This is a genomic window from Aurantimonas sp. A2-1-M11 (assembly GCF_036549475.1).
Lineage (GTDB): Bacteria > Pseudomonadota > Alphaproteobacteria > Rhizobiales > Rhizobiaceae > Aurantimonas.
Genome location: NZ_JAZHLI010000140.1, coordinates 1 through 4,072, shown reverse-complemented (window position 1 = coordinate 4,072; position 4,072 = coordinate 1). Strand labels below are relative to the sequence as shown.

The 4,072-nt window shown below is 58.4% G+C and carries 5 protein-coding genes; 1 reads left to right on the top strand and 4 read right to left on the bottom strand.

Annotated elements, in window-relative coordinates:
• The first annotated feature begins 116 nt into the window (after positions 1 to 116).
• Positions 117 to 422 carry a hypothetical protein gene (locus VQ042_RS24825; protein ID WP_331822935.1) on the top strand — a complete coding sequence of 102 codons (306 nt, stop codon included), beginning with the start codon at positions 117 to 119 and terminating at the stop codon, positions 420 to 422.
• A 188-nt stretch (positions 423 to 610) separates the two neighbouring features.
• Here the strand turns inward: VQ042_RS24825 and VQ042_RS24820 are convergent, their stop codons facing one another.
• The 4 genes from VQ042_RS24820 to VQ042_RS24805 all read right to left on the bottom strand — a co-directional run bounded on the left by VQ042_RS24820 (position 611) and on the right by VQ042_RS24805 (position 3,913).
• Positions 611 to 1,450, bottom strand: coding sequence for a DUF2182 domain-containing protein (locus VQ042_RS24820; RefSeq protein WP_331822934.1), 840 nt, complete (start codon positions 1,448 to 1,450; stop codon positions 611 to 613).
• Position 1,451: 1 nt separating this feature from the next.
• Entirely contained in the window at positions 1,452 to 2,084 is a 633-nt protein-coding gene (locus VQ042_RS24815; RefSeq protein ID WP_331822933.1) for a DUF1326 domain-containing protein, read from the bottom strand.
• Between the two features lie 29 nt (positions 2,085 to 2,113).
• Positions 2,114 to 2,749, bottom strand: a complete 636-nt coding sequence (locus tag VQ042_RS24810; protein ID WP_331822932.1) for a DUF1326 domain-containing protein — start codon at positions 2,747 to 2,749, stop codon at positions 2,114 to 2,116.
• Positions 2,750 to 2,989: 240 nt separating this feature from the next.
• Positions 2,990 to 3,913 carry an alpha/beta fold hydrolase gene (locus VQ042_RS24805; RefSeq protein WP_331822931.1) on the bottom strand — a complete coding sequence of 308 codons (924 nt, stop codon included), beginning with the start codon at positions 3,911 to 3,913 and terminating at the stop codon, positions 2,990 to 2,992.
• Positions 3,914 to 4,072 lie beyond the last annotated feature (159 nt).

Here is a 4,072-nt window from a genome sequence, read left to right as displayed (position 1 = left end):
TGGGTTGCTGCACGCAACCAGCTGGCCATACTGTTCGCTGGGCGCTTTGACGCCTGAACGTATCTGAAGCCGCATGGAACCGGTCAGATACACAGAGTTTCGGATAGTCCCACGTATTGCTGTCCCGCAACATTGCCTCCGATTGCATTTCGCTTCCGGGGCGCTTTGATTATCTGCTGCGACGATCCTACGATGTCGCAGTGATCGGCATCAGCACCCAAACCCACTACTTGCGGCTTTCCGGGCAAGTGCTGCAGCGCAGGCGAATCCCTATCATGCTATTTTCAGTCGATCCTCAAACAGCCATCGATCCGCCATTTTGGGAATTTCCAATCAGCTATTACGATAGGGCTTTCCCGGAACGACTGGCTGATGATGTCATCCGCCTGGCGACACGAGAGGAGATTCGACAACTGGATTAACGAATGTCAATCGGCGCGCAAATTGTATCTGACGCAGCCCCGATGATGATTATGCTGCCCAGACAAGCCACGCAGATCGACTTTGCGTGTTGTCGCCGCCTCCCCTTCCGAGGCAGCGATCATAACATTCGAGGAACACACATTATCTGGAGTTTCAGAGGCCAACGCCGGTAAAATGATCCAGTCGATCAAACAGCGTTGAACGCCAACCATGTTCCAGTGGCGATGAATGTCAGTCCTAGCCCCAGCGCGAGCCTGTCGCCACCAGGGAGCAGCTTTTCGAGTAGGACGACGATTGCCAGGCCCGCGATCCAGTAGACATTCATGATGCCGCCGACGAACAGGAGCGTCATCAGGGTCCAGCAGCAGCCGAGACAATAAGCGCCGTGTTCCACCCCCATGCGAAACGCTCCTGCGCGCCCCGCGCGCCAATGCCGCGACAGGAACTCCACTGGGGAACGGCAATGTTCGAGACAGACCCGCTTGACCGGCGACAACTGGTATAGGCCGGCAGCGACTAACAGGCCGGCCGTCAGCCAGACATTCACCGACCACATCATCGTCTGGGACAAAAGCCCGATCTGTTCGGCCGCGAACTGCAGAGCGGTAGCAACCAGTGAGAAGGCCAGCCACACCAGAAGGTAGCCTCCCAGGAAAACGCCTGAAGGCACCGCGCCGGCGGTCATTTGCCCCTTCGTCTGAGCGTGCCGACTGACGCGGGCGTGGAGCAATACCATCGGTGCAATGCTTGGCGTCATCATGGCGACCATCATGACCCACCACATGCCGGTGACCACTAGCCATGTTGCCGCCGACCAAGGTGCAGCCGGCAGCATCATCCTCCCGTCCTCGCCACCGGGAAAGATCTCGGGCCGACTCATCATTCGGATGTCCATGCCCGTGCCGGCGCCGACGAAGAGCCACGCCCAAGCCAGGACGGCGAGAGTAAACAGGCCCGAAGTCATGATCAGACGGTCACGCCGGATCAGTGCCTCGACCGCTGACATTCCAGGCAACGCGTCGGTCACGTCAGATCCTGATGGGCCCCTGCCCGGTGAGATGTAGTCGTGCAAACTGGCCATATGAGTTTTCGAGATCGAACGCGATCGGTCCCCGCGTCTTCGAAGAGGCGGTGCCGATTTCCGCGAGCGAGTATTCGAAACCTTCGGGCAGGTCGATCCGAGCCCGATGTTCCTGCCCGGTCACGACATTGCGGATTGGCTCACCCGTAATATCCATGAAACCGTCGACGTAGATTTTTCCGCGACGGGCGTCGACGTCAACTTCCATGTCGATCCTGCGATAAGCGGGCTCGAAAAGTTCGATCAAGGTAGATGCAAAGACATTGAACATGGTTCTGCCCGGCTCCGAATCCTCGCCGGACATGATCGTCAACAACGCCTGCCGTTGATCGTCATCGGCGCGTTCATCGACGATCGGCTGACACCTTCCGCCGCCCTCGTGAATGGCCCCGGGCCATTGAAATATGAAGGCGATGCGCGTCCCATCGAGGTTGATCCTTCCATGGTGCCCCCGCCGTATGTCGATTGCACCGTTTGCCTGGCAATGTCCGTGTGTTGGCAAGGCATTGAACTGGCAGGGGCAGCCATACGCACAGTTGCAGTTGACCAGTTCCACCCCTTCGATCTCCCAAGGCGTCATGACAGCGTCCTTTCGGTTCGGCCAGGGCCTTACGCGTCGATGATGCCGTGCGGCCCGTACGCGGCATTCCAGAGCGCGCCGTAGCGGCTTTGTCTGTGCATGAGGATTTCGCCATCGCTGGTAAATGTCCCGCTCGCAACTTCCGCCTCGCGGAATTCAAAGCCTTCGGGCAAGACGATGCGGGCGCGATGCGCCAGCCCTGTCACGGGATTGCGGATCGGCTCCAGTACGAGCGTCAAATGACCCTCGATACGGAACCAGCCGGTTCGCGCCTCGATGTTGCTATCGAACGCGATCGGGGCGGAGACCGGAGCCAATTCCTTCGAAATAGTCGCGCCATAGATATTGAAGACGGTGGTCGGCTCCTGTTCGCCGCCATTGAGAATCGTGGCGAGCGCCTCCGCCTGTTTCGGCGTGGCATTGCTGTCGATGAAGCCCTGGACGATACCGCCGCCTTCATGCACTGGCCCCGGCCAGCGGTAGACTGCCGCGACCTTGAGGCCGTCCAGTCGCAGATTGCCGAACCATCCGTCCTCGATTAGCATGCATTCGAGCCCCTCGCAGAGGCCCTCTGTCGGCTTGCCGTTAAATTCACAAGGACACCCATAATCGCAACTGCACGCAGCGATTTTCGGTCCCTTCAAGGCCCAGTCGATATAGGACATCGCACAACTCCGAGCGAACATGATCGTAGCATCATATGCCGCTAGGGAAAAGACATCCCCGCTTCGATTCCCTTTTAATTGTCTAGAGTATAACTACAAGTTATATTCTCCAATTCGTCAAAATCCAAATACTATTGTCGATATAAACGAGATTTCGTCAGAAAAAATTCGAGAAACCTGCTAATCCCGTGTAAATTTCAGCTTTGGGTTGGAGCGGATAAGCCGTGCCGGATCTAATTGCTATGCGTTGCTCGTAATCGCGCCGATCACCGTACGGGGCTCGATGTGGTGCACCATGTGCCCGACGTCCGGGACGACAACTAGCCTGCTACCCGGAATCGTTCGGTGCAGCCGCTCCGATTGATCCTTCATGCTGACGATACGATCTGCGTCTCCTGCGATAATCGTCACGGGCAACTTGAGCTCGGCATACCGGTTCCGGACTTCCGAAACGCTGGGAACCATGATCGCCCCTTCCTCGGCTGCTGCGCGGATGGAAAGGGGCGAAAGGATGAAGCTCCGCGGGACCCCCGCAAAGTGCTGTGAAGTCTTTGAAGGGCCAAACAGCGCGCGCAAGAAAAGCGGCCAGGTCAGTCGACCCCAAACGGGGGATACCGTGTAACGCATGAGGTCGCCGATGAGCGGGACCGCCGCCCCCCCGGCGAGCATTGCATCGACCCTTGCCGTCGGGAAGTAGTAGCCCGCAACAAGTGTCAAGCCGCTGATGCTTTCAGGATGACGTAGAGCCCACTGCACCGCAACCAAGGTTCCCCATGAGTGGCCGAGAACATTGGCTCGGTCCACGCCAATCCGCTTTAAGGCGGCGTCGAAGAGGTCAGCCTGCGCCCTGGGAGTCCACTTGGACCGGCGGGGTCGATCACTGTATCCGTACCCGGGTCGGTCGAAGATGATCACGCGTTTGGTTTGCGCCGCCAGTCGCACCAGGTCGCTCGTCAGAAAGTCCTGTATGAGGCTGCTGTTACCATGCAGGAGGACCAGAGGGTCGCCGGACCCTCGCTCGACGTAGTGCAAGCGGACCCCGTCAACCTCAACGAACTTTCCGAGAGGCGGGTTCTGACGCTCGGCTTGCCAGGTACGAAGGACCACGGCGGCCGCAGTGGCTGCCAGGAGGCCCCCGCCAATGAGTAGAGCGTTACGAGCCATCCAGGTTTCCTATCGCGTCAAAGAGGGGCAACGTCGGACGCGCTCGTTGGTTCGCCCTGAAAAACCCTTGGATGCCCTGTGCTTCAGGGATTCCCATCGGGTTTGAAGTATTGGAGAATGCCGGAAACCGATCCTGACCCGATTGATTTCCGGTGTTTT

Coding starts and splice junctions, on each gene's coding strand:
- VQ042_RS24815 (WP_331822933.1), bottom strand. CDS start 2,084: ATGACGCCTTGGGAGATCGAAGGGGTGGAACTGGTCAACTGCAACTGT.
- VQ042_RS24810 (WP_331822932.1), bottom strand. CDS start 2,749: ATGTCCTATATCGACTGGGCCTTGAAGGGACCGAAAATCGCTGCGTGC.
- VQ042_RS24805 (WP_331822931.1), bottom strand. CDS start 3,913: ATGGCTCGTAACGCTCTACTCATTGGCGGGGGCCTCCTGGCAGCCACT.